This window comes from Cytobacillus sp. FSL R5-0569 (assembly GCF_038007265.1).
Lineage (GTDB): Bacteria > Bacillota > Bacilli > Bacillales > Cytobacillaceae > Cytobacillus > Cytobacillus kochii.
The window spans coordinates 375,391-399,504 of the sequence record NZ_JBBOWW010000001.1 but is presented as its reverse complement, the minus strand read 5'-3'; the positions used below and the strand labels follow the sequence as shown (position 1 = coordinate 399,504).

The 24,114-nt window shown below is 37.8% G+C and carries 24 protein-coding genes; 5 read left to right on the top strand and 19 right to left on the bottom strand.

The features are described from left to right. From MKX78_RS02125 to MKX78_RS02100, 6 genes are all read right to left on the bottom strand, one after another. Complete coding sequence (locus tag MKX78_RS02125) at positions 1-951, bottom strand: ABC transporter permease (protein ID WP_095370873.1); 951 nt, start codon at positions 949-951, stop codon at positions 1-3. After that, positions 951-1,883 carry an ABC transporter permease gene (locus MKX78_RS02120; protein ID WP_341049576.1) on the bottom strand — a complete coding sequence of 311 codons (933 nt, stop codon included), beginning with the start codon at positions 1,881-1,883 and terminating at the stop codon, positions 951-953. The genes MKX78_RS02125 and MKX78_RS02120 overlap by 1 nt, the downstream gene beginning before the upstream one ends. Positions 1,884-1,895: 12 nt before the next feature. Next, positions 1,896-2,720, bottom strand: a complete 825-nt coding sequence (locus MKX78_RS02115; RefSeq protein ID WP_095370875.1) for a M55 family metallopeptidase — start codon at positions 2,718-2,720, stop codon at positions 1,896-1,898. A 157-nt stretch (positions 2,721-2,877) separates the two neighbouring features. Further along, entirely contained in the window at positions 2,878-3,195 is a 318-nt protein-coding gene (locus MKX78_RS02110; RefSeq protein ID WP_095370876.1) for a DUF3870 domain-containing protein, read from the bottom strand. 175 nt (positions 3,196-3,370) lie between these two features. Then, positions 3,371-4,570 (bottom strand): alanyl-tRNA editing protein, encoded by a 1,200-nt coding sequence (locus MKX78_RS02105; protein WP_341049571.1) that lies wholly within the window; start codon positions 4,568-4,570, stop codon positions 3,371-3,373. Positions 4,571-4,574: 4 nt separating this feature from the next. Beyond that, positions 4,575-5,873 (bottom strand): D-serine ammonia-lyase, encoded by a 1,299-nt coding sequence (locus MKX78_RS02100; RefSeq protein ID WP_341049569.1) that lies wholly within the window; start codon positions 5,871-5,873, stop codon positions 4,575-4,577. 100 nt (positions 5,874-5,973) lie between these two features. Between MKX78_RS02100 and MKX78_RS02095 the strand changes: the two genes are divergently transcribed. Further along, a complete protein-coding gene (locus MKX78_RS02095; RefSeq protein WP_095370879.1) occupies positions 5,974-6,417 on the top strand; it encodes a hypothetical protein in 444 nt (147 codons plus the stop codon). Between the two features lie 404 nt (positions 6,418-6,821). Here MKX78_RS02095 and MKX78_RS02090 read toward each other — a convergent pair whose 3' ends face one another. From MKX78_RS02090 to MKX78_RS02070, 5 genes are read right to left on the bottom strand one after another with little or no spacing between them, the layout of a single operon-like run. After that, complete coding sequence (locus MKX78_RS02090; protein WP_307315523.1) at positions 6,822-7,388, bottom strand: 5' nucleotidase, NT5C type; 567 nt, start codon at positions 7,386-7,388, stop codon at positions 6,822-6,824. Positions 7,389-7,400: 12 nt separating this feature from the next. Further along, a complete protein-coding gene (gene ribD, locus MKX78_RS02085; RefSeq protein WP_341049566.1) occupies positions 7,401-8,489 on the bottom strand; it encodes a bifunctional diaminohydroxyphosphoribosylaminopyrimidine deaminase/5-amino-6-(5-phosphoribosylamino)uracil reductase RibD in 1,089 nt (362 codons plus the stop codon). Next, complete coding sequence (locus tag MKX78_RS02080; RefSeq protein ID WP_095370881.1) at positions 8,482-9,237, bottom strand: GTP cyclohydrolase II; 756 nt, start codon at positions 9,235-9,237, stop codon at positions 8,482-8,484. Before MKX78_RS02080 ends, ribD begins: the two co-directional genes overlap by 8 nt. Positions 9,238-9,256: 19 nt before the next feature. Next, positions 9,257-10,348: an FAD-dependent monooxygenase gene (locus MKX78_RS02075; protein WP_322910305.1), complete on the bottom strand. Its 1,092-nt coding sequence runs from the start codon at positions 10,346-10,348 to the stop codon at positions 9,257-9,259. A 13-nt stretch (positions 10,349-10,361) separates the two neighbouring features. After that, positions 10,362-11,216 (bottom strand): VOC family protein, encoded by an 855-nt coding sequence (locus MKX78_RS02070; RefSeq protein ID WP_341049563.1) that lies wholly within the window; start codon positions 11,214-11,216, stop codon positions 10,362-10,364. Positions 11,217-11,356: 140 nt separating this feature from the next. Between MKX78_RS02070 and MKX78_RS02065 the strand changes: the two genes are divergently transcribed. Further along, a complete protein-coding gene (locus tag MKX78_RS02065; protein ID WP_095370884.1) occupies positions 11,357-11,671 on the top strand; it encodes a winged helix-turn-helix transcriptional regulator in 315 nt (104 codons plus the stop codon). A 184-nt stretch (positions 11,672-11,855) separates the two neighbouring features. Here the strand turns inward: MKX78_RS02065 and MKX78_RS02060 are convergent, their stop codons facing one another. From MKX78_RS02060 to MKX78_RS02050, 3 genes are all read right to left on the bottom strand, one after another. Then, complete coding sequence (locus tag MKX78_RS02060; protein ID WP_341049561.1) at positions 11,856-12,449, bottom strand: DUF1641 domain-containing protein; 594 nt, start codon at positions 12,447-12,449, stop codon at positions 11,856-11,858. Continuing rightward, on the bottom strand, positions 12,442-15,399 hold the full coding sequence (fdhF, locus tag MKX78_RS02055; protein ID WP_341049558.1) for a formate dehydrogenase subunit alpha: 2,958 nt from the start codon (positions 15,397-15,399) through the stop codon (positions 12,442-12,444). The genes MKX78_RS02060 and fdhF overlap by 8 nt, the downstream gene beginning before the upstream one ends. A gap of 303 nt (positions 15,400-15,702) precedes the next feature. Beyond that, positions 15,703-16,581: a YitT family protein gene (locus MKX78_RS02050; protein ID WP_095370887.1), complete on the bottom strand. Its 879-nt coding sequence runs from the start codon at positions 16,579-16,581 to the stop codon at positions 15,703-15,705. Positions 16,582-16,911: 330 nt separating this feature from the next. Here MKX78_RS02050 and MKX78_RS02045 point away from each other — a divergent pair, with 330 nt between their 5' ends. The 3 genes from MKX78_RS02045 to cydS are packed head-to-tail and all read left to right on the top strand — an operon-like array spanning position 16,912 to position 19,407. Further along, positions 16,912-18,264: a cytochrome ubiquinol oxidase subunit I gene (locus MKX78_RS02045; RefSeq protein ID WP_341049556.1), complete on the top strand. Its 1,353-nt coding sequence runs from the start codon at positions 16,912-16,914 to the stop codon at positions 18,262-18,264. Next, positions 18,254-19,279, top strand: a complete 1,026-nt coding sequence (locus MKX78_RS02040; RefSeq protein WP_341049553.1) for a cytochrome d ubiquinol oxidase subunit II — start codon at positions 18,254-18,256, stop codon at positions 19,277-19,279. The genes MKX78_RS02045 and MKX78_RS02040 overlap by 11 nt, the downstream gene beginning before the upstream one ends. A gap of 17 nt (positions 19,280-19,296) precedes the next feature. After that, positions 19,297-19,407, top strand: a complete 111-nt coding sequence (cydS, locus tag MKX78_RS24475; protein WP_370873333.1) for a cytochrome bd oxidase small subunit CydS — start codon at positions 19,297-19,299, stop codon at positions 19,405-19,407. 299 nt (positions 19,408-19,706) lie between these two features. On the opposite strand, the gene MKX78_RS02035 is transcribed toward cydS, so the two are convergent. The 5 genes from MKX78_RS02035 to MKX78_RS02015 form a co-directional block, all read right to left on the bottom strand. After that, the gene (locus MKX78_RS02035) at positions 19,707-20,021 is read right to left on the bottom strand and encodes a DMT family transporter (RefSeq protein WP_341052691.1); all 315 of its coding nucleotides are present in this window, start codon (positions 20,019-20,021) and stop codon (positions 19,707-19,709) included. Then, complete coding sequence (locus MKX78_RS02030; protein ID WP_095370890.1) at positions 20,021-20,371, bottom strand: DMT family transporter; 351 nt, start codon at positions 20,369-20,371, stop codon at positions 20,021-20,023. Before MKX78_RS02030 ends, MKX78_RS02035 begins: the two co-directional genes overlap by 1 nt. Positions 20,372-20,459: 88 nt before the next feature. Further along, complete coding sequence (locus MKX78_RS02025; protein ID WP_307315544.1) at positions 20,460-21,044, bottom strand: TetR family transcriptional regulator; 585 nt, start codon at positions 21,042-21,044, stop codon at positions 20,460-20,462. 128 nt (positions 21,045-21,172) lie between these two features. Continuing rightward, positions 21,173-22,897 (bottom strand): ATP-binding protein, encoded by a 1,725-nt coding sequence (locus MKX78_RS02020; RefSeq protein WP_341049551.1) that lies wholly within the window; start codon positions 22,895-22,897, stop codon positions 21,173-21,175. Between the two features lies 1 nt (position 22,898). Next, positions 22,899-24,062: a beta-ketoacyl-[acyl-carrier-protein] synthase family protein gene (locus tag MKX78_RS02015; protein ID WP_095370893.1), complete on the bottom strand. Its 1,164-nt coding sequence runs from the start codon at positions 24,060-24,062 to the stop codon at positions 22,899-22,901. Between the last annotated feature and the right edge of the window lie 52 nt (positions 24,063-24,114).

The following is a 24,114-nucleotide window of genomic DNA, read 5'->3' as shown; positions in this document are numbered from 1 at the left end:
TTACCTCCTTAACTTAGGATCCAATGCGTCTTGTAAACCGTCACCTAACACATTAAATGAGAACATCGTTAAACTAATAAATAACGCTGGGAAGAATAGTCTCCACCAATCTCCAGTTAATATGGAAGTGAGTGCATCATTAGCCATCGATCCCCAACTAGCTAGTGGGGGTTGAATCCCTAACCCTAAGAAACTAAGAAAGGCTTCAGCGAAAATGGCTGATGGTACTGTTAAAGTCATCTGAACGATTATCGGTCCCATCGTATTCGGAAGTAAGTTTTTACGAATGATTCTCCCCGTTTTCGTACCAAAGGTTTTCGATGCCATTACAAATTCATAGTTTTTCACCTGAAGAACTTGCCCACGGACAATCCTGGCCATTCCTACCCAGCCTGTGATCGACAGGGCAAAAATAATGGTGAATAATCCTGGTCCCATGACCACACTTATTAAAATCACAACTAAAAGATAAGGAAGACCGTATAATACCTCTACAATCCGCATCATTACATTATCTGTGCGTCCACCCTTATAACCGGCAATGCCTCCATAAGCAACACCAATGGCAAAGTCAATAAGTGCTGCAGCAAGACCAACAAATAAGGAAACTTGGGCCCCTTCCCACACTCGAGTAAAGACATCTCTACCTAGTTCATCTGTGCCAAACCAAAATTCTGAAGATGGCGCTAAGTTTTGATTCGCCAGCATTTGTTCCGATCCATTATGAGGGGAAATCAACGGTCCTACAAAAGACATAATGGTTAAAAGAACAAGAAAAACGAGCCCTGACATAGCCAATTTATTCTTCAATAGCCTTTTCCATGCATCTTGCCAATAAGAAAGACTTGGTCTAACTACCGCTTCCGCTTTTCTTTCATCTTTTTCTTTCGGGGAAAACCAATCATCTGGAATATCTGTATATGTATCGTTCGTTTGCTTTTGTATCTCCATCAGTTCCCCTCCTTTTTATGAAGCTTAATTCTAGGGTCTAATATGCCGTAAACAATGTCGACAAGGAATAACATGACGATTAATATCGAGCTGTAAAACACCGTAGTCCCCATAATGACTGGATAGTCACGCGTATTGATACTCTCAACGAAATACTTCCCCATGCCCGGGATAGCAAATATTTTCTCAATCACAAATGTACCTGTAAGAATACTGGCAGCTAATGTACCTAGCACGGTTACTACCGGTAAAAGCGCATTGCGCAGTGCATGTCTAAAAACGATTGTTACAGGCTTCAAACCTTTCGCTTTCGCTGTGCGAATATAGTCCTGAGTTAACACTTCTAGCATGCTGGATCTTGTAAGCCTAGCAATAATTGCCATCGGTCCAGTCGCAAGCGCTAGAGTCGGTAGCACCATATGCATTGGACTCGACCATGTTGCTACAGGAAAAATTGGAAGGTTAACTGCAAGTTGCTGAATTAGCATGGTTGCCATGACAAAATTCGGAATGGAAATACCTAAAACAGCTACAGTCATAGCTAAATAATCTATAAAGCCATTATGTCTAAGGGCGGCGATCACGCCGAGGGTAATCCCGGATATAACGGCCACTATGAGGGTTACCATCCCTAATTCAAAAGAAACAGGAAAGCCCCGACCGAGCATATCATTAACCGACTGCGCCGGCTTTTTAATCGAAGGTCCAAAATCAAAGGTAACGACAGATTGGATATAAGAAAAATACTGGACATATAGTGGTTCATCTAAATGATAGAATGCTTCTAAGTTCCTTTGAACAGCTTCACTTGTTGCACGTTCATTATTAAATGGCGAACCTGGTATAGCATGCATAAGAAAGAATGTAAGTGTGATGATTACCCATAAGGTGATGACCATCGCCCCGAGTCGTTTTCCAATGTACTTAAGCATAGACACACCTCCTTAGCAATATGATGTTCTCGAAGCTAATTCAGTCATGACAAGCATGGCACGATAAGCCTCTAAGATGTCTTTCGCTTGAAATTGCACCGTTGTTGTTCCCTCTTCCAAATGAGTTCCGGGCATTAATGCTGCCCACTCTGCTTGACCATAATTAGCAAACTCAATTTTAAGGAGCGGCTTATCTGGAGGCACAAGCGGCTTAACTCTTTCTTTATTCTCTATTGCTTGCACTGTCTTTTCTTTCAATAAAATCTCTGCTTTTGCTGGCGTAAGTGACTTCACTGCTGAACGGGTAATCGTTTCTTTCACTACCGCTGTCGTTATATGAGGAATTAAGCTTTCTGCTTCTTTCGCTGCTTGGTCATCACCAGCCACCATGATGACAGGAACACCATAGTATCCAGCTACATATGCATTGAACCCCAACTCACCAACAACAACATCGTTAATAAACATATTTCTCACATTAAAAAACATAGAATGCGACATTACGCCCTTCATGGAAGCGCGGGCATGATATCCGACAAAAATTGCTCCAGCATAAGATTCATCTAAGCCTTCTACCATTGAAAAGGGCTTTACATCCCCAGTAATCAAACTTGTATCTGGATGGAGATATTCAATCATTAAATTATTCATTTTCGAATGACTATCATTCACAAGCACCTCTTCACAACCTTGATTGAAGGCCTCTGTGATTACATAGTTCGCTTCATCAGTCATAATTCTCCGACCACGTTCATAGTTGTTTTTAGCTGAATCTACTTGAGTATAATCAGCAAGCCCTGTAATTCCTTCCATATCGACTGACACATATAATTTCATTTTGTCCCCTCCAGCTTATGATTCTCAGAAAATTGAAAATATTTTACAAATAAATATCATACCTTCATCATTAGAAATCAAAAAAATCCAACGACCAAGGCATAGTGAAATAAACCTTTAGTCGCTGGATTTTATCTGCGGTAAACAGAAAAAGCAGCTATTTCATTTTAATTTGGTTATATTTAATAAGTGCATTGCGATACGCTACCATTATGGCTTTCTGCGATGATCCAAAATATCTCGTTTCGATTTCATTTAATAAGAAATCCGACTCCAACAAACTTTGCCCAACGAAAATAGATTGGATGAAGGCTGAAGTTAAACCTATGGTTGAAGAGCATTCAGCATCGATAATCTTCCCAGAATCTTTCTCAACCACAAAGGCAATGAAAAAACCATTGTATTGTTGCATGATCGCATTGTTAGAAGAGGTTTTACTCTCTCCAATAATATAGAGGGTATTTGGCGGAAACATTTTTCTTCCTCCTAGCCAGTATGGATATTACAAGAGGTGCTTATGTAAAAACATAAACATTCATTGTAATGCATAAGACCCTTACTTAGAATTGTAAACCATTCGTCCTAGCTTTGACAATCAATTTTCAATATTTTTCGTAATATTTTTTTTATTTTGTCTTATTTATGTTAGATTATATAACATATGAAAGCGCCTTGTCTAGCAGGACTTTTCCCTCTACACTGCGCTCTCCGCCACCTTGAGCGAAAGTTTGGTTGCCTCCACCCTTACCTTTTATCTCAAAGAGTAACTTGCTACAAATTTCCTTCATGCTAAAGTCTACTTGTGTTCCACTTGCACAAATACACTGAAGCTTGTCTTCCGTTTCATTAATAAACACAATAAGATTATTCTCTTTCTCTGCTGTCATCCATTTGGCCATCCATTGCAATTCACTGATTGAACGATTAAGAAAAACCTTACCGACAACCAAGCAGTTATCGTTTGTCTTTGCTGTAGTCATTAATTGACGTGCTTCAAATTGCAAAAGTTGTTCTCCATTTACCTCTAATTGCTTTTGCAAGCTTTTCATATCCACTAAAAGCTTTTTAATTGTTTGTGCTACATCTTCCTCAGGTGCACTTAATAACTTGGTTGCTTCATTCAAAACTTTATTTTTTTGATGCAATTGCTGCAATACCCTTGCACCACAAACAAAGTAAATTCGCGTTTTCTTTTTATGTCTCTCTGTTCCGAGAATTTTAATCGCACTTACTTCACCAGTTGAAGAAGGGTGTGTACCACCACATCCATTATAGTCAAATGATGGAATAATCACTAAACGAATATGATGAGAGACCGTTGTTTCTTTTCGAAGTGGATACTTGTAAAGATCCTCTTTCTCTACCCATACTGTCTCTATTTCTCTATTTTCAAGAATGATTTGATTCGCTACATTTTCCACCCTTTCGAGTTCTTCATCCGTTACGTCTTCAATGTCTAAATCTATTGAAACAATTTCTTTGCCTAAATGAAAGCTAATCGTTTGATATTGAAACGTTTCAGCAAAGGCAGCTGAAAGAATATGCTGACCAGCATGCTGCTGCATATGATCAAAGCGACGGTCCCAGTTAATTTTACCATCGACTTTCTCCCCTTCGTCTAACAACTGCGCCAAATAATGCCTAATCTCACCCTCCTTTTCTTCAACATTCATTACCTCTACACCATTTAGCCATCCCTTATCAGCAGGTTGTCCACCACCGGTCGGGTAAAACGCAGTTTCTTCTAATACGACGTAGCTGCCTTCTGTATCTTTACCTACCTTAGAGATATTTGTTGTAAATGTTTGTGTATAAGCATCATTATAAAATAGCTTTTTTGTGAAATTCATCTCTTTATTCCCCCGCCTTTTTTGCCAAATGTAAATATTGTTGCTGTATTTCATCAGGGACCATACTGCCACCTGTTCCCCATACGAGATGAGTTGCCTTAATCATATTAGTGATACCAACTTGTTCAGAATACATTGATTGAAGGATTTTTTTCGGACCTAAGAACCCTGCTAAAGCTGAAGGCTCCAAGAAAATACCCTCCTCGTTTTTCAGAAAATGCATCATTTTATACAACTCACGGTCCGAAACAGTATATACACCACTTATCGCTTTTTCTAGCATATGACCAACTAATTGAGAGGGGCGTCCAACAGCGAGTCCATCCGCCTCTGTCTTCAGCTCTATTCCAATATCCTGTACCGAAATCTTCTCATGCAGGCCTGTTCGCAAACCTAATAACATGGCCGGTGCGTGTGTCGGTTCAGCAAAGAAACAATGTACATGCTCACCAAAAACTTGTTTTAAACCAAAGGTAATGCCCCCTGGCCCCCCTCCTACCCCACAAGGTAAGTAGACAAATAATGGATACTCTTGAGAGATGCTAATTTGCTTTTCTTCTAGCTGTTTCTTTAGACGAATGGCAGCAACTGCATATCCAAGAAAAAGGTGTTCAGAATGCTCATCATCTATAAAATACATAGTCGGATCGCTCTCTGCTTGTCTTCTACCTTCAGCTACCGCCGCGCTAAAATCTGAAGTATGCTCGATGACCTGTACACCTTTTTGCTTCAATAATTCCTTCTTCCACTTCTTTGCCTCACTCGACATATGTACATATACGCGAAATCCAAGTTTTGCACCCATTATACCGATACTTAAACCAAGATTACCTGTAGAACCAACAGCTATACTATACTGTGAAAAAAATGCCTGCTGATTAAATAATTTGCTATAATCATCAGTAAGGTTAAGAATCCCTTCAGATAAAGCAAGGTGTTCTGCATGCTTTAATACTTCATATATCCCACCTCTAGCTTTAATAGATCCCGATATAGGAAGTTCATTATCTGCCTTTAGCAGTAAGTCTCCTTTGACATTTACATGTTTTTCCTTCATATTGAACAATGTGAGTAGAGGAGATTCAATGATACCCTTCTGCTTGCTTGTTTCAGGAAAAGCTTTAGCAATATATGGAGCAAATCTTTCTAAACGTCTTATAGCGTCTTCAACATGTACACTAGATAAAGGACCACGAATCGTAGAATCATATTGTTGATTCAACCATAGTACTGGTTCATATTTAACTAGCTTTTTAATAAGTGAATCATCTGCTAATAACTGTTGTATTTGATTATTTATCATATCCTATACACCTTCTTATCATTACGCTTTATCCTTATTTTGGCCGAACTACATTGGTTTTGTCGAGTGTAATTGTAAAATTGAGAAAGGAAGAACCCCCATGACTACATTTAAAAAAATGAATCTGCTGAGCCTATTTTATGCACTCATCGCTTATTTCCCCGTACAACTTTCAAGCAATGTTAATAGAATCAGTCGCTGGACAGGCATAAATGTCAGTATGGTTATCATTATTAGTAATACACTTATTCTGATCATCCTTCTCTTAGGTACTGCCTATATTTTTCATTTAACTACAAAATGGCTACACCATAAAAGAATAAGATATTTTACTAGCATTACTTGGATTCCTTTCTTTTCCATCATGATGCTTATCACTGCAATATTCTTACCGTTTTCAATGACAATCGAATCACCTAACCCAGTCACCAGTATCATTATTCTTATTTGTGTCATTCTCTATCCTATTTACATATTAATTGTTAATGGGTTCATAGCCATGACTCAATCATCTGAACAACCTTTAGTAGATAAAATGAAGTAAAGCTAATTCACTACAATTTAAGTAAATTTATTCACAAAGAGTTGTACACATCTTGTGTTACAGCCTTTTGTGATTGATTTTACTCCACTTAAAACTAGCCTCTCCATGGGGAGCTGGCGGCTGTTCCAAACAGTGAATATCTTTTTCAATTACTCAAAACTCTCCCTCCACTTTTTCAACAAACATATCACTTCTTAGCCAATTTTAAAAAAATCGAGAGTCTATCGGAAATGAGTCATGATATTTTAACGATATGGAGCACTTCTATCAACCTTTTGGAAGTGTATACATCAAGCAATAATTGTATTTCGTATTTAGATTCCTTCACTTTTACTATTTCCACGAGATGCTAAAAAAACTGACTCTATATTGTCGTACGTATACGACAATCTGAGTCAGTTTTTTTATTGGTCGATATTTCTTAAATACACTTGCCAGTCTTTTATTCTTTCCCAATCACAAGCCTCTTGATTATATGATTGATCCTTTAAAAAACATGTGACCTTTGTCTCTTTTAGTGTGTGCAATATTTGTGGTTTATCATCAACATAATAATCTAGCTGAAGATCTTTAATGATATTCACTTTTTCGTGATCCTTCATTCCACAGAAAAAGTGACCTTCTTCAATTGGAAAACCGAATTGCATCATCCAAGCTTTCGTTTGCTGGCAATAGTCCGCATCTCTTGCGGTAATATAAAAGATCTCATGCCCCATTGCCGCCAGCTTCTGTAAAAGCTCAAGTGCGCCAGGAAAAGCTTTGCAGTTCGTAAAGAAGATTTCCTCTTGATGTTGATTCCACATTTTGAAACCTTCATCATCAGTCAAATCATATAAAGAATGGATTTCAAGTGTGTTTAATTGTTGAAGTGCAGATGCTTCAATCTCCTTCTTTAATTTCCGATTATAAATACTTAATGCATGTCCTCTTAAATCGATTAAAGTATCATCAATATCAAAACCAAACCTCATCATTTCAGTCCTTTATTTGTTAGTAGGATATCCAACAAACTTAAAGTCTTTGCCAATCGGAGTCACCGTTACATGCTCTAATTCTACCGCTTCACTCATAAGAGCAACCCCTGTACCTTCTAAAAAGGTTGGTGCTTCTTTTCCACCAACTAACTTAGGCGCTAAATAAATTACTACTTTATCAATATAACCGTCCTCTAAAAAGGACGCACTGACATTGCCGCCGCCTTCAATCAGAACAGAAGAAATTTGCTCTTCTTTTAACATAGTCATTACTTCAGCGATAGTTACTTTTTCTGTTGATGTATGAAAGAGACGAATGCCCTTCTCTTCTAGCTGGGCTTTCTTCTCTTGATCATAGTAGGAACCAGTAAAAACCCATGTTGGTGCTAATCCATCATTAACAAGCTGACTTTCCATAGGGATACGTAAAGTTGAATCTAACACAAGTCTAATGGGATTTCTACCATTTTGTATTCTAGACGTTAGAGCTGGGTCATCATGAAGCACTGTTCCAATTCCAACTAAAATCGCTTGATGGTTACTTCTTAACTGGTGTACATCTAATCTTGCTTCTTCTGAAGTAATCCACTTACTGCTAGCTGTATGTGTAGCAATTTTACCATCCAGTGAAATACCAGATTTCAGTGTAATGAAAGGACGATCAGCAGTTATATAATGATTAAATACCTCATTCATCTCTATTGCTGCTTGTTCACAAATACCAATAATTACTTCGATACCTGCTTTTTCTAATATCCTTACTCCATTCCCACTAACAATAGGATTGGGGTCTAATGAAGCGATAACGCATTTTTTTACCCCCGCTTGAACAAGGGCCTCCGCACAGGGACCCGTTCGTCCATGATGGGAACAAGGTTCCAAGGTAACATAAATCGTTGCCCCTTTCGCTTGATCCCCTGCCATATTGAGAGCATGAATTTCTGCATGTGGTTCACCTGCTTTCATATGCGCGCCGATACCCACAATCCGCTGGTTATTTACAATTACGGCACCTACAAGCGGATTGGGATCTGTTTGTCCCTTCATCGCTTTGGCATTTTGCAATGCTAACTCCATGTAAAATTGATCATTACTCATCTCTCGACACCCCTTCTGCCTGAAGATGTCCGGATTTTAACACCTTTGTTTGCAGATACTTTTCATTAAAATCAGAGATATCCCCCCATAGTGGTGTCCGACCTACTAATAAGGCTCCTGCATCTGTTAAAGCATCTAATTTCTTGGGATTATTCGTGATTAATGTAATAGGCTTTTTCCTCAATTGTTGTAATACAGTGATTGCTTCATCATATTTTCGAGAGTCATCCACAAAGCCAAGCTCTTCATTTGCCTCGACGGTATCATAACCATTTTCCTGCAGTACATAAGCCATCGCTTTACTAAATAACCCAATGCCTCTTCCCTCATGATTAGCTAAGTAAAACAATGCGCCCGAACCATTTGCCACCATCATTTTCATAGATTGCTTAAGTTGGTATCCGCAATCACAACGCTTGCTGCCAAAAATATCCCCGGTATGACAAATCGAGTGGAAACGCACCAATGCATCTTCACTATCCTCAAAATCACCGTAAACAAGGACACTTGATTGCTGTGAATCAGCAAGATTAGCAGAAGATAAATGAGCGACAATCTTGCTCGTATCTTCCATCACTTCAGCACTATCTAACCAGCAATACCATTTAAAATGCACAGTTTCTCCATCTAGGTTTACAGGTAAGCGAATCGGCCCTACTAAATAAACAGAACGATCACCTCGATCAATTCTCTGAATCTTTTTTTCTAATATTTCAATTGCTTTTGTTTCTATGTTTATTTGATTCATTTATTTCTCCCCCTAAGACTCAGGCAGAGACAAACTGCTCTCTGTATGAAGCCTCCATCTTTTGTTGCTCTAATTGTAAAGATTCAATATCTGTTCTTCTATATCTTTCAAACTCATTTAAGCATGCAGCACTTGTATCGTTTGCAGCTAAAGCTTTAACTATCGTTGGATATAAAGTTTCTGCATCAATCAAGGCACTATTTAAGCCAAATGCGCCTGTTGGACTCATCGTATGAGCTGCGTCTCCCATTAGTACTAAGCCATCCTTAACCCAAGTTTGGCAACGACAACTTTGTACATTTAGTAAAATAAAATCCTGCCACGATTGAATATACTTTAACACAGATTGTTGTAAATCTGGAAATGCCTGAATTAACTTTTCTATATATGTTTCCACTGGTTGTTTCCTAATCTCTGCAAAAGCACCTTTATCTATATTCCATCCCACTTGAATATAAGAATTCGTTTGTGTAAAAAGCGCTAGTTGATGATCGTTTACTAAGCCTTGTCGTATAACAGGTTGCCAATTTTGTGGTGCAGGGAATTTTGCCCAAAGTAAATCGTAATCGTGTTCAATTTTTTCAAATGGAATTTTAGCTAGCTTTCTAATCGTTGAATGCCTACCATCTGAACCAATAACAATGGAGGAGTGAATCATTATTTCTTCTCCATTTTTCCTTTTCGCTTTTACCCCTTTTACTTTCCCATCTGAGAGCATCAATTCAGTAGCCCTTGTACCTGTTAATAGGCGATAGGCGGAGAACTGTAAAGATTCTTTTAATAGAACTGATAATAAATGCTTTTGCGGTACATGGATGCCAACATGTCTTTCATCTGGAGCAGGTGAGACAGTTCTAAGAATTCTCCCGTTCTGCCAGTACTCTATTCCTTCCATCGGCAATACACCTAATTGTTTGACCTGATCAAACAAATGATATTTTTTAAGTACATTTTCACCTAAGTGATTTAAATGTTCTCCTCTGAATTCTTTATCCATATTTTCATTACGTTCTAGCACGATGACATTGATGCCATTTTTCGCTAATAAATATCCCAATAATGCGCCGCCAGGTCCGGCACCAACAATACATACATCGTAGTTAACATCCATAAGGCTCACCTTTCTATTCAACGACAAACTTAATATTGTTTCCAGCGGGGTCACTCACCATATAACTGTCCGCTTGCCTTTCGACCTCTATATTCATCGCTTGAAGTCTTTCAACAGCCTGTTCAAGCTTGTTTTTCGGGAAAACGAGCGTATAGAAAGCCATCCCAACACTATTAGCTGAAGGCGCTACAGCCATGGTTCCGTTCCAAATATTTAAGCCAATATGATGATGGTACTTCCCAGTAGAAATAAACAATGCTTGATTACCATAATGAGTAACTACTTCAAAGCCTAGACCCTCACAATAAAAAGTTTTTGCTTCTTCTATATTATTTACATGTAAATGAATATGTCCCATAATTGTTTCATTCGGCATACCATTCCACTCATTACCGTCCCATTCACTCATAATACTTTGAACATCTAAGGCATTGGTGCCCATGACAACTTCTTCACCCTTCCAATCCCAAAACGTTTTTGGGCGATCAGCATAAATTTCAATCCCATTTCCGTCTGGGTCTGCTAAATAAAGGGCTTCACTCACATCATGATCAGACGCTCCTTGTAAAGGATAATTCACTTTAATAAAGTGGCGAATGATCTTAGCTAAGTCATTTCTCGTTGGAAGCAGGATGGCAAAATGATATAGCCCTGTTCTTCTCAGCTCTTTTTTCTGCAAACCTTCTGGCGCATGTAATTGCACTAAAGTTTGATTCCCATCAGCTGACAATGACACTTCATGCTTGCTTTGATGCAATACTTGGAAACCTAATATATCTTGATAGAATCTTAGTGATGTTTGTAAATTTGTTACTTTAAGATCTATTTTCTGTGCGTAGATATTTGGCTCTGCATGAAACGTATTCATTTGCATTAACCCCTTTAATTGTCTTTTAGTTATGTTAGTTACTTTATGTAAGTAATTATATTTTTGTTAACTACTTGTGTCAAGTACAATAATCATGTATTGTTAAGATATAAGGAAATCATCGAATAGGGGTGACCATTTTGAATCAAGCACTGATATGTCCTCGATTCGAAAAAGCCATGAGTATCATGAGCCAACGTTGGACTGGTCTAGTAATCTATCAACTATTAGCAGGACCTAAACGCTTTTGTACATTAGAATCTTCAATGAGCATTAGCGGTAGAGTCTTGTCCGAAAGATTAAAGGACCTTGAACAACAAGGTATTGTTAAACGCGAGGTGTATCCGGAAACGCCCGTAAGAATAGAGTATTCGCTTACAGACAAAGGAATGGCCCTAGAGCCCGTTTTACGCGAAATAGAGAAGTGGTCTCAAGAATGGTTGCAAGCCGAATAAAGAACGACAATAAATCCCCATATACGTACTATGGGGACCTTTTTTTATGAGTGAGGTCTTTTGCCCACACTTCTCGCTACTTCCATAGCCGCTTATATGCGCATTTTATTCTTATCAGAGGCACCGTCCCTCTTTTCTCCCCTCCCCAAAAAAAATTTCCGGCACATTGGCCGGAAATTCATTCTTATTTTCTCTTTAAAAATAACGGGATAGACATAACTGCTGCTCCACCTATAAAAAAGAGCCAATTCTTATTAAACTTTCTGGTGCCCAAATTTTGTTTTACTATCTCTTCCTTTTCCTTACCCTTACTTGATCCAAGTCCTTTCACAAAAGCAAGTAGAATACTCATTCCTTCCCTTACCTCTGAATCCCTTAGCATAGATAGCATGGTCACTTCCTTTTTTTCCTTATCTGATTGTTGAACCTCTACCATGCGGGTAAGTGCAGTATTTATTTTATCAATCATCGGTTCCCATTCCTTTAAATCCATTTTTCCTAAGACTTCAAGGAGAAGGAACGAATTTTTAATTGATCCTGTAACTTCAGGATGCTCCATTGATAACAGGACACGATCAAGAATTTTGTCACTTTGTCCCAGCATACTTTCTACGATATGAAGGATGCCTTTTTCGTGGATTCTTTGTATTAAGTGTATAGAATCAATAATTGCTCGGCGGTTATTCACAATACTATCTTCCAGTTCCTTTAATTCCCTATTTCTCTGCTCTTCAGGCGACACTTCGATTTTTCGTATAACTGTTGTTGCTTTAGCCATGTCTCCTCCTCCTCCTCTCTCTTACAAGATCTCCAGGGAAAATATAGTCGCTCCTCTGCCATTTCCCTTCCACATTCACACCTACTTGCGGTTGAGGTGTACCGAAGCGATGATTCTTCCGTGGTAATGGAGACTCTCCATCTTCTTCTATTACCTCAAGCTTTGCTGAAATCTCTTTATATGCAGGCGTATCTGTATCCTTATCTGTATGCGAACTAGTTAAATAGTTAATAGCGCCCTCTCCAGATGTATTCATTGGTAAATAGACCTGCTTACCTTTTACTCGATCAGTGACGAGGCAGCTTACCCTTACACTGCCATAGGGAGATGTTAACTTAACTTTCGTACCATCTCTAATCCCTCTTTCCGCTGCCAATTCGCCTGAAACCTCCAGAAAGACATTAGGTGTTTTACCGGAAATCGCTTTAGATTTGTAAGTCATATTCCCTTCATGAAAATGCTCTAGCAGTCGACCATTGTTGACATGGATATCATATTCTTCATTGAAAGTAAGCGGTTGTGTCCATTTCACTGGATGGAGAATAGCTTTTCCACCCGGTAGTGAAAATCCATCTGTGAATAAGAGTGGAGTATCCTTGCCATCTGCTGCTACTGGCCATTGTAGACTTTTATAGCCTTCTAACCGATCATAATTGACTCCAGCCATTAACGGGGTAAGAGATGCGGCTTCATCCATAATCTCACTTGGATGTTGATAGTTCCAATCTCCACCTAGTTGATTAGCAATAGCCATAATAATTTCCCAATCAGGCTTAGAATCACCCAGCGGTTCCATTACTCTATATAAACGTTGAATTCTTCTTTCAGTATTGGTAAACGTTCCTTCTTTCTCCAAACTAGGGCTGGCTGGTAATACTACATCCGCATATTGGCATGTTTTCGAGAAAAAGATATCTTGCACAATAAACAGTTCTAGTTTTTCAAAAGCTGCTTGTACATGATTGATATTCGTATCAACAATCCCCATATCTTCGCCCTTTATATATAAAGCCTTTAATTTCCCATCATGAATGGCTTCTACCATTTCTTGATTATTTAAACCAGGCTCACTAGGGAGGTCCACACCCCACTGCTCCTCAAAACGTTGTCTGACACTTTCATCGGTTACATATTGATAACCAGGGAAACGATCTGGCATACTGCCAAAATCACTTGTTCCTTGCACATTATTATGACCTCTAAGTGGATAAGCACCTGCACCTGGTTTCATATAGTTTCCTGTTACAAGAAGCAAATTAGAGATAGCTGTACTTGTGTCACTGCCTCCACCATGCTGTGTCACACCCATCGCCCAAAGGATAGATGTTGTTTTTGCTTCATGAATTCTTTCAGCGATTGAGATCAGCTCTTCTTCTGATAAGTGCGTCACTTCAGAAGCGTATGATAATGTATAGGGCGTTAAACTTTCGAAGAAAACTTCTACATCATTGACATGCGCAGCTAAGAACGCTTCATCATGCCAGCCTTGATCGACAATATATTTTGTCACTGCTGAAAGCCAAACAAGATCGCTGCCCGGTGCAGGTTGAATGAAAAGGTCTGCTCGTTCAGCTAATTCATGCTTCCGTAAATCTGCCACAATCACTTTTTGACCGTTTAGTTTCTGCGCTCGTTTTACTCTTGTCGCCAAAACAGGGTGGGATTCTGCTGTATTGGAGCCGATAGAAATGATTAACTCTGCTTGAGCAATATCACTAATGCTGCCAGAATCGCCTCCGTAACCTACTGTTCTCCATAGTCCCTTTGTTGCTGGAGATTGGCAATAACGGGAACAATTATCAACATTATTTGTCCCGATGACAGCTCTCGCTAATTTTTGCATTAAATAGGACTCCTCATTTGTACATTTAGAAGATGCAACAAAAGCTAATGAATCAGGTCCATGATTCGTTTTTATCTCAGTCATTTTTGAACTAATAAAAGTAAGCGCTTCCTCCCACTCCACTTCTTTGAAACCTTCTTCATCTCTTATCAATGGCTTGGTCAAGCGCTCTTCACTATTAACAAAATCCCAGCCGAATTTACCTTTCACACAAGTTGATACACCATTTGCTGGTGCTTCCTCCTGCGGTTCTACTTTTAATATTTGCCTTCCTTTTGTCCACACATCAAACGAACAGCCTACGCCACAATATGTACAAACTGTTTTCGTCTTATTAATTCTTTCTTCTCGCATAGTTGCTTCTATATCCGAAATGGTTAAAAGAGACTCATAACCTGTTTCAATATTCTTCGTTAGTTCAATCATCGGACGAAGAGATTGTTGTTTAACACCGGTTAAGAATCCGGCTTCTCCTTCCATCCCAACTTCCATCATGGCATTACAAGGGCAAACAGTTGAACAATGACCACAGTTTACACATGACGATTCTTCAATCGGAGAATCCTTGTCCCAAATTACTCGTGGTCGCTTTAAATCCCAATCAATTGTTAACGTTTCATTAACTTGTAAGTTCTGACATGCCTCGACACATCTACCACAAAGGATACATTGATCAGGATCATATCGATAAAACTCATTTCTTTGTACTTCTGCATCTTTTGATGTATGATCAGTCTCTTGATGGGAAATCTTCATTTCCTTGACGGTATTATGTATTTCGCAATTGCCGTTATTAAAGTCACAAACTGTACAATATAATTCATGATTACCTAATATGCGATCCATAGCGATCATCTGTGCTTCATGGATATCTTCACCTACTGTTTCAACCTTATCATTTGGCTGTATGGTCGTTGAGCACGAACGGACATATTCCCCATTTACTTTCACAATACAAGTGTCACAAGTTTCAATAGCTCCTAAACTAGGATGATAACAAAGTGATGGTACCTCAATATTCATTGTATTTAATAGCTGCATAACCGACTTTTGATTACTCACACTTGTTGTTTCTCCATTAATTGTGACCTCAAACTTCTCTGTCACTATGAGCCCCCCTTAATCCCTTTATTTACCTATCTACTATTTCCCCTTTACCCATTCATTCCCTGCATAAACAGTATTGTATTTTTATAATTTTCCGTTAATTTTAATGGTTATAATCAAATGTCCTTCTCTTAACCAATAATTAAATACGATATGAATCGCAATACTCTACATATGAAAATTTAATAATTCTCATTTAAGTAGGATTGTTATTCACTAAAAATCTATTTTTTTTATTTCTAAAACGAAAAAACTCATCCCCCCAAACAGTCAAGTTTGGGAAAGGATGAGTAATAAACTGAATTAGTGAATATTCGTTTTCCTAAAGCTTCCACCTTTCACTTCTGCTACATCATAAACGGTGACAAATGCGCCGTCATCAATTTCAGAAATGATTTCTTTCATTTTGCTTTCTTCTAAACGGTTAATGACACAAGTGATTTCGATGAACTTTTCATGCGAATAACCGCCATAAGCTTCTTTATACGTAGCACTACGCCCAAGACGGTCGCGAATGGTTTCAACCATAGCCACTGGTTCAGTTGTAATGATTTTAAATGTTTTCGATCCACTTAACCCTTCCTCAACGATATGTATCACTTTACTTGCAATAAAATAAGCAATCGCAGATAAGAACGCCCCCTGGAGGCCGAACACAGTAGAAACAATTATAAAGACAAATAAATTTAAGAATAGAATTAAATCACTTGTTCCGAATGGGAGCTTTCGTGAAAGTAGCACAGCAAGCATGTCGATTCCATCAAGTGCCCCACCATTACGTAATGCTAACCCCATACCAAAACCAAGAATAATTCCACCTACAACTGTGACAAGGAGTGTATCACCTTGAATAATGACTGGTATGTGATGCATGAGGCTTGTACCTGCAGCTAATGAAGCAATACCAATAATTGAATAGATGGCAAATGTTTTACCAATTTGTTTATAACCTAACCAAACAAAAGGTATATTAAGAATTGCGATTAAAACACCTAATGGGACATCAAATAGTTGCGAACCTACAATGCTGATGCCCGTAACGCCTCCATCTGATACATTATTAGGAATCAAGACTGCCTCTAGTCCATAAGCAGCGATAAAACCACCTATAATAACAATCAGACATCTAATCACCATTCTTAGTATACTTTGTTTACTTTTCTTTTTACTTTTTGTTTCCATAATAATCTCCTCTTTACTTTTTCAAATTGATACATGGCTAGAATAAATTCCTTATCATCCCTTTCTAACGAAAATTTACCCCTAAAAAACAGTTAATTCTATTATAACTCAATTATTCTCATCCTTTGTAACAAGTTTCTGTCTGATTCTTAATAATATCCCATATTATGGGCAAACTTAGTTTGAAATAAAGGAGGAGACAAAATGTATAAAAAACAGGAGAAAAAGCTCATTCTCTTAGCCTTTTCAATCGCTTTTATTCTCGGCTTATCCATCCTCGGGCGCTTGTTCCACTAATGATAAAAGATAATAACGAAAGAAGGGATTCTATTGGCTAGCGAACAAGGCGTTTTATATAGCCGTGCTTTGACAGAGTTAACATTAACTTTCCATATCATTTATGCAACAATTGGTGTAGGAATCCCACTAATGATTATGATTGCCCAATGGATCGGAATTAAAAAGCAAGATGACCATTACATATTACTTGCTCGTCGATGGGCAAGAGGATTCGTCATTACCGTAGCTGTTGGAGTTGTGACAGGAACGGCAATCGGCTTGCAGCTTTCTCTTCTTTGGCCACACTTTATGGAACTAGTAGGACATATTATTGCTCTGCCATTATTTATGGAAGTATTCGCTTTCTTCTTTGAGGCAATCTTTCTTGGCATTTACTTATATACATGGGATCGATTTGAAAATCAAAAAAAACATTTACTATTGTTAATCCCTGTTGCATTAGGTGCTTCATTTTCGGCTGTTTTTATTACTGTGGTCAATGCTTTCATGAATTCACCCCAAGGATTTGATATTGTCGATGGACAGATTGTTAATATTTCTCCATTGATAGCTATGTTTAGTCCAGCTATGCCGACAAAGGTAGCACATGTTTTAAGCACGGCCTATATGACTTCAGCTTTTATACTTGCTAGTATTGCTGCTTATCGCATGCTTAGAGGTTCAACACATCTCTATCATAAAAAAGCGCTTTATCTAACTTTAAAACTTGCACTCGTCTTCTCCATCTCCACCGCCCTGTTAGGTGACTTCGCTGGAAAATATTTAGCCGAATATCAACCAGAGAAGCTTGCTGCTGCCGAGTGGCATTTTGAAACAGAAGAAAATGCGCCTCTTATTCTCTATGGTGTATTAGATGATGAAGAGATTAAATATGCCATTCGGATACCTTACGCTTTAAGTATGCTTGCCCACAGCAATCCATTTGCCGAAGTCATCGGTTTGGACCAGTTTGATGAAGATGTTACGCCACCTTTATATATTCATTATTTATTCGATATTATGGTGACTTTAGGTATGCTCCTTATTTTAATTGCTTTACTTTATATTATTGGGCTTATTAGAAACTGGTCATTTATTCATGCAAAATGGTTTTTATGGATTATGGTGCTTTCCGGTCCACTTTCAATGATCGCCATTGAGGTAGGGTGGTGGTTCACCGAAGTGGGTAGACAGCCTTGGATTCTACATGGATTGATGCGGACAGCTGAAGCGGCAACTAGTAATGAATATGTAGGCTGGATGCTTGTTCTGTTTGCCTGTTTATACCTCTTGCTCGGTGCAGGAAGTATTTACGTACTCACTAGTATGTTCAATCGAAACACGGTTGAACAAGAATTAGCTGATCGAAAAATAGAAAAAGGCGGTGACACTTTTGAGTCTTGAGATAATTGGTATTTTTGTACTTTGGCTGTTTTTGTTTGGTTACGTTATGGTTGCATCTATTGATTTTGGCGCAGGATTTTTTAATGCCTACAGCTTATATAGAGGCAATCAACATATTTTAAATAAAATCATTCAACGTTACTTATCCCCAGTATGGGAAGTCACCAATGTATTTCTCGTCTTTTTCTTTGTCGGTATCGTTGGTTTTTTTCCACAATCCGCTTATTATTATGGGACCACTCTGTTAGTGCCGATTAGCTTAGCCATTATTTTATTAGCCATTCGTGGATCTTATTATGCTTTTTCAACATATGGAAATCGTATGCCCAAGAGGTATACATACGTTTATGGATTATCTGGCTTATTTATCCCAGCTTCTCTTTCAATTGTTTTTACAATCTCAGAAGGCGGATTTATCTCAATCGAACAAAATGGACCTGTGCTTGATATAGCCTCCCTTTTCACAAGCCCACTCACATGGAGTATTGTTGTACTGAGTATAACGGCAGTTCTTTATATCTCAGCTGTTTTCTTAACATGGTATGCCCATTATGCCAAGGACGAAGAGGCAACTACTTTATTAAGGAAATATGCACTAATATGGGCTATCCCTTCACTCATTACAGCAATTGGGATTATCGTTGAATTAAAGTTCCACAACCCAGAGCATTTTGAACGACTTGTTGATTTATGGTGGATGTTTGCATTGTCTGTACTATTTTTCATCGGGACGTTTATCCTTATATATAAGAGAATGAACTATGGGCTCGCATTCACTTTATTATGCGGACAATATTACCTTGCCTTCTTTGCTTATGGCATTTCACATTATCCGTATTTACTGTATCCCCATTTATCAATATTTGATAGTTTCACAAATGAAGCAATGGCCATCGCTTTGATTATAGCCTTTATAGCCGGTTTAGGTTTGCTCCTACCATCGCTCTATCTTTTATTGCGGCTTTTCTTATTTAATAAGGAGTATGTACAAGGGCGAAATGATAGTCATGTATAAGAAGGGAGACATTTTAGATGAGTACATTTATTATTTTTTATGCGCCGTTTATTGTCATCTTACTATCCATTATCATCGGCTTTCGAGTTGCTTTATATGATCGATCAGCGGTTAACCGTAAAAAATAACGGGTTTATAAAGGTACAACGAAAGCAAATATTTTAGTCTAATTCTTTCACTCTGCCTGCACTATACATTGAATAAATAAAAGAGGAATAATGTTGTTTAGTATAATAGAGAAAAAATGGAGTAAGTACGAATTGAATATCACAATGTAAAAAGAGGGAAACGTTGATTACAGAGTTTTCCCAGCACAGAAAAAGGCAATCACTCCCTTTTATTAACTTTGGTGCGCATTTTTATTTGCGCACCCAAATTATTCATTTTTTCACTTCAGAATGGTGCTTCCTCCTCCTTGCAAAGGATATTATGAAGTCGCCTTCAAACCAATTACGCCGACAATGATAAACAACACGCTGATGATACGTTTTTTACTTTTTGGCTCTCCGAAAAGGAACATACTAAGTAAAACAGCCCCTGCTGTACCAATACCAATCCATACCGTATAAGCAATACTCACTTGTAAATATTGAAAGGAGGCATACAGGAGCACAAAGGATATCCCAAAACCACCCATATAAATGACACCATTCTGAATGTTTTTTTGTTCACTATATTTTTTTAACCCAATAACACCAGTAATTTCACTTATTGCTGCTAAAATCACAAGAATCCAGCCCATCATGCTACTTGATCCTCCCTACTATGTTCTTCTATTTGATTATCAGCTAGCTTCAAACCGATAACACCGACTAAAATGAATATAATAAATACTACTTTCGCTAACCCCATTTCTCCATTGAAGAGAAAGACATCCATTAAAGACGTCCCTACAGTACCTACTCCGGCGAAGATAGCATAAACGGTGCCAGTTGGTAGATTCTCACATGCTTTGGATAAACAGTGAAAATCTAATAAAATCACTGCAACTACAAGTAGCCAATGCCACCATAGATACGCTGTATTAAAGCCAAAAACCCAAACAAGTTCAAATAAACACGTTAATATAACATAAAACCAAGATCGATTCATCTTTTTCCCTCCAAATGACTGAATTTCAGTCATTTTTTATCAAAAACCCACCACTGGTGAGATTTATTTAACCTATAAAAATCATAAGCTAAATAGCAGAAGATTGATAACCTAAACCGTATTTTAGAAAGGTTAGCACTTCTTCTTTTTGTTGCTTTGCTTTGTCTTCATCTGTGTGATCATACAAGTAAATTTGCTCCGCTGTCGATTCCACTAATCCAATCAAAATCTTTGCTGTACTTTCTATATTAAGGTTGGAACGTACGACTCCTTCTTCTTTAGCCGCCTGCAAAAAATGACTAATCCATTCGTAAAATGGTTGGTAAACAGTTTCCCATTGACGAATATGTTCGCTAGAAGCAAGACCAGCATATACTAAGGCAAGCACTTCTCGATACTCACTCGTATATAAAAAGATACTGTCGACCAGTTGCTTTAATCGATCAACAAATATCGCTTCACTATTTACTTCATGATGTACTCTGGCAATTAATTTTTCTACCATCACTTCTGCAATAGCCGGCATAACAGAAAGTTTCGATGGGAAATACAAATAATAAGTCCCTTGAGCAATACCTGCTAGTTTCACGATATCGGCAATTTTTGTTTTTTCAATGCCCTTTTCTTGAAAAACTTCAATTGCGGCATGCACAATACGCTCTTTTTTGTCCATTTATCAAACTCCTTAAACATGACTGAATATCATTCATTTTAAAATGGATTTAAGAAAATGTCAATGTCAACACAACTTCTACCCGAAGACAAAGGATATTTAACCACCTCCAATTGCCCTCGGAGTTTTTAATGTGCTTTATATAGCATTGTTACAACTGTTCCATATCTTTCTTTACTTTTCACAAACATTTTCCCTTTATTTTCGTTCATTAATTTAAAACAAATCGTTAAGCCAATGCCATTTCCTTTTTCTTTACTTGTGAAATACGGTTCGCCAATCCTAGCTAATCTTTCTTTAGAAATTCCCTCTCCATTATCCATGACGCGGATACGGATATACTCTTCATGCTCATCTAAAACAATTTTAACCTTCCCACCTTCATGAATGGCTTCCAAACTGTTTTTAATAATATTAATCATAACTTGCTTGAAATGGGACTTATCCATATTTATATAATGTTTTTGCTTTAATTTGTTAGTAAGTTGAATCTTCTTCCCTTGTTCTGTCGCCATAGCATTGAAGAGGAGGTTAATATTATTCACTTCATCAACTGCATCAAATGGCTCAACAGAAGGCAGTTCATCAGATTTAGCCTCAGGCTTCCCGAGAATTAATAATTCTTTTAATACTTGATTAATCCGATCAATTTCTTCAATAAGAATTCTCTCGTAAGCCGAGTCAGGGTTTCTTTCTCTTAACAATTGTATGAAACCACGAATCGTCGTTAATGGATTTCTTATTTCATGCGCTACACTCGCAGCCATTTCACCAATTACTTTCATTTTCTCTGATGAAAGAAGCAATTGCTCATTCTTTTTCTGCTCTGTTACATCATTACCAAAATAGATGGTGAACGATTGACCGGAATTTTGATATAGTTGCTTCATGCCCCACTGAATATAATAATTTTTTCCTTTATAATCTGTATAGCGGTAAGGTTGTTCAAACCCGTATGCAACCATTGGCAAAAAGTGAATAAGTGTAGATGTTTTTTTACCTAGTAAAGTACGTTCTTTCTCATCAAATAATTGACAAAAGGAGCGATTCACCTTCACAATTCGCTGATCACTACCTGTAACAAGCAGATAATTAGGATTAATATCCATAATTTCTTCTAATAGTTCACTCTGTTTAATTAACTCAATATTGATATTGCGAATTCTTTGCGATTGCATTTGAAAAAAACCTAGAAATAAGATTAAGGCTGCAATGATAGAGTTAAAACTAGAAAAATAAAGCGGCGCAAAAGAAAAACCACTTATAACACCATTAATAAAAATAATCATTGCTGCTATTACTAATTGTAAGTAAAAGCTTCGATAATAAACACCTTTTAACTGTAAGGTGACGATAAACAAGAAAAACCAATTAATAAAAACAAGTAAAACATTAATGATAAACGTAAAATTCAATGGACCATAGATAGGAATCCAATGAGAAGGTGAAACGTTCACCGCTTCAACAAATCTGTAAGACTCGACTCCAAGTGAAGTAAAGTTTATCAAATACGTTATGATACTAATGATCGTAAATAACCACATTCCCGGTTTATTAAACAATATCCCAAAGCGATGTAAAAAAGGATTTTCTTTTACTAAATAGTATGAGAAATAATACATCGTTGGCATTATAAAAATCGGACCCATCCGTAAAATGCGGAACAACAAATCAATCGTTTGTAAAGAAAGCATCTGGTCAGCATAAAGAAAGGCAATATCCATTTGCCAAAATGACAACATTAAGAGGAAAATGGACAAAGCTTTTGTTAAGGAGGTTTTAGAATAGAATAATATGGATACAGAGATAAACAAGGGGATGAAAGAAACAGTTAATAATAAAACAAACTCCATCTTATGTCATCCTTTCCTTAGAGAAAAGGGCAGCATTATTGTTCCCACCATAGCCTTGTGAAGTAACAAGTACTTGTTCCACTGGGCTATGAATCACTTCGTCAACAACCAGAAGCTGCTCATACTTACCGACATCTACTCTGATGGTTGGCGGAATGAACTGTTCCTGTATACTAATTAAACCGGCCATTACTTGAAACATGCCCGATGCTCCCATCGCGTGACCAACATTCCCTTTAATAGAAGTAATGGGCACACCCTTATCTAGAAAAAACTCTCCATAAACCATTGCCTCAATATCATCGTTTGCTTCGGAACCTAAAGCCTGACTATTAATATAAGTCGGCATCCCTTTCTTAATTGTTCTTTCAACAGCCTTAACCATTGCCCGACCTCCTGGATCAGCAATGTAAGATGAATAAGCGGATTGGAACATGCTAGATTCCGCTAAATACCCTATTATCTCTTTTTTTCGTTTAACCGCTCCTTGCTCTGATTCCAATACTAATACGCCTGCACCTTCAGACATAGCAAAACCCTCACCTGTTGAAAAGGGACCCATGAATGTCTCTCCCGTTTGCAAGATTCTCAGTGGCAGAAATCCCGCCAATACCAAATCATTAATGGTAGAGTCTACCCCACCGACAATACACACATCTACCTCGTTTGCTTGCAGAAGAATTTTAGCCATATGAATGGCGTCTAAACTTGAAGTACAACTATTTGCTAAAGAAAAGGCTGGTCCTTCAATTTGCAATGAAGTACTTAAACAATTCGCCAAAGTATGCCCATTCATATTCCCTATGGCATAGGGACTCATCCTTTTTCCTTTGTTTAACTTAGTTGAATGGTTAAAAACCTCCGTTATTACACCACCAGAAGAGCCAACAATGATAGCAGTTGCATAATCTCTCGGTTGAATCTGTGCCATTTCTATTGCCCGATCTGTTGCATGAAGGAGCATTTGCGCTGACTTCGGTAATTTACTCGCCTTTAAATAAGAGTGGCTAATATCATTCTCATTTACTCTTCCAGTAAAAATGTGCTCACCGTTAAATTCTTCTCTATTTAATGTTGTCTTTTTATCTTTTAATATATTTGAAAAATCTTTGATTGATGTAATGTTAGGGCCAATCAATCCCATTCCAGTGACGACAACTCCCATAAATGCAACCCCTTTTGCATATATACACCTTTATCTTACTATTAATCTAGAA

What these genes read in the sequence shown, in the direction of transcription:
- MKX78_RS02095 (WP_095370879.1), top strand. Translation starts at nt 5,974, where the DNA reads ATGACTACATTTAAAAAAATGAATCTGCTGAGCCTATTTTATGCACTC.
- MKX78_RS02115 (WP_095370875.1), bottom strand. Translation starts at nt 2,720, where the DNA reads ATGAAATTATATGTGTCAGTCGATATGGAAGGAATTACAGGGCTTGCT.
- MKX78_RS02020 (WP_341049551.1), bottom strand. Translation starts at nt 22,897, where the DNA reads ATGGAGTTTGTTTTATTATTAACTGTTTCTTTCATCCCCTTGTTTATC.
- MKX78_RS02120 (WP_341049576.1), bottom strand. Translation starts at nt 1,883, where the DNA reads ATGCTTAAGTACATTGGAAAACGACTCGGGGCGATGGTCATCACCTTA.
- MKX78_RS02075 (WP_322910305.1), bottom strand. Translation starts at nt 10,348, where the DNA reads ATGGATGTTAACTACGATGTATGTATTGTTGGTGCCGGACCTGGCGGC.
- MKX78_RS02060 (WP_341049561.1), bottom strand. Translation starts at nt 12,449, where the DNA reads ATGGCTAAAGCAACAACAGTTATACGAAAAATCGAAGTGTCGCCTGAA.
- MKX78_RS02105 (WP_341049571.1), bottom strand. Translation starts at nt 4,570, where the DNA reads ATGAATTTCACAAAAAAGCTATTTTATAATGATGCTTATACACAAACA.
- MKX78_RS02110 (WP_095370876.1), bottom strand. Translation starts at nt 3,195, where the DNA reads ATGTTTCCGCCAAATACCCTCTATATTATTGGAGAGAGTAAAACCTCT.
- MKX78_RS02070 (WP_341049563.1), bottom strand. Translation starts at nt 11,216, where the DNA reads ATGAATACGTTTCATGCAGAGCCAAATATCTACGCACAGAAAATAGAT.
- cydS (WP_370873333.1), top strand. Translation starts at nt 19,297, where the DNA reads ATGAGTACATTTATTATTTTTTATGCGCCGTTTATTGTCATCTTACTA.
- MKX78_RS02030 (WP_095370890.1), bottom strand. Translation starts at nt 20,371, where the DNA reads ATGAATCGATCTTGGTTTTATGTTATATTAACGTGTTTATTTGAACTT.
- MKX78_RS02090 (WP_307315523.1), bottom strand. Translation starts at nt 7,388, where the DNA reads ATGAGGTTTGGTTTTGATATTGATGATACTTTAATCGATTTAAGAGGA.
- MKX78_RS02125 (WP_095370873.1), bottom strand. Translation starts at nt 951, where the DNA reads ATGGAGATACAAAAGCAAACGAACGATACATATACAGATATTCCAGAT.
- MKX78_RS02050 (WP_095370887.1), bottom strand. Translation starts at nt 16,581, where the DNA reads ATGGAAACAAAAAGTAAAAAGAAAAGTAAACAAAGTATACTAAGAATG.
- MKX78_RS02025 (WP_307315544.1), bottom strand. Translation starts at nt 21,044, where the DNA reads ATGGACAAAAAAGAGCGTATTGTGCATGCCGCAATTGAAGTTTTTCAA.
- MKX78_RS02080 (WP_095370881.1), bottom strand. Translation starts at nt 9,237, where the DNA reads ATGAATCAAATAAACATAGAAACAAAAGCAATTGAAATATTAGAAAAA.
- MKX78_RS02015 (WP_095370893.1), bottom strand. Translation starts at nt 24,062, where the DNA reads ATGGGAGTTGTCGTCACTGGAATGGGATTGATTGGCCCTAACATTACA.
- MKX78_RS02100 (WP_341049569.1), bottom strand. Translation starts at nt 5,873, where the DNA reads ATGATAAATAATCAAATACAACAGTTATTAGCAGATGATTCACTTATT.
- ribD (WP_341049566.1), bottom strand. Translation starts at nt 8,489, where the DNA reads ATGAGTAATGATCAATTTTACATGGAGTTAGCATTGCAAAATGCCAAA.
- MKX78_RS02035 (WP_341052691.1), bottom strand. Translation starts at nt 20,021, where the DNA reads ATGGGCTGGATTCTTGTGATTTTAGCAGCAATAAGTGAAATTACTGGT.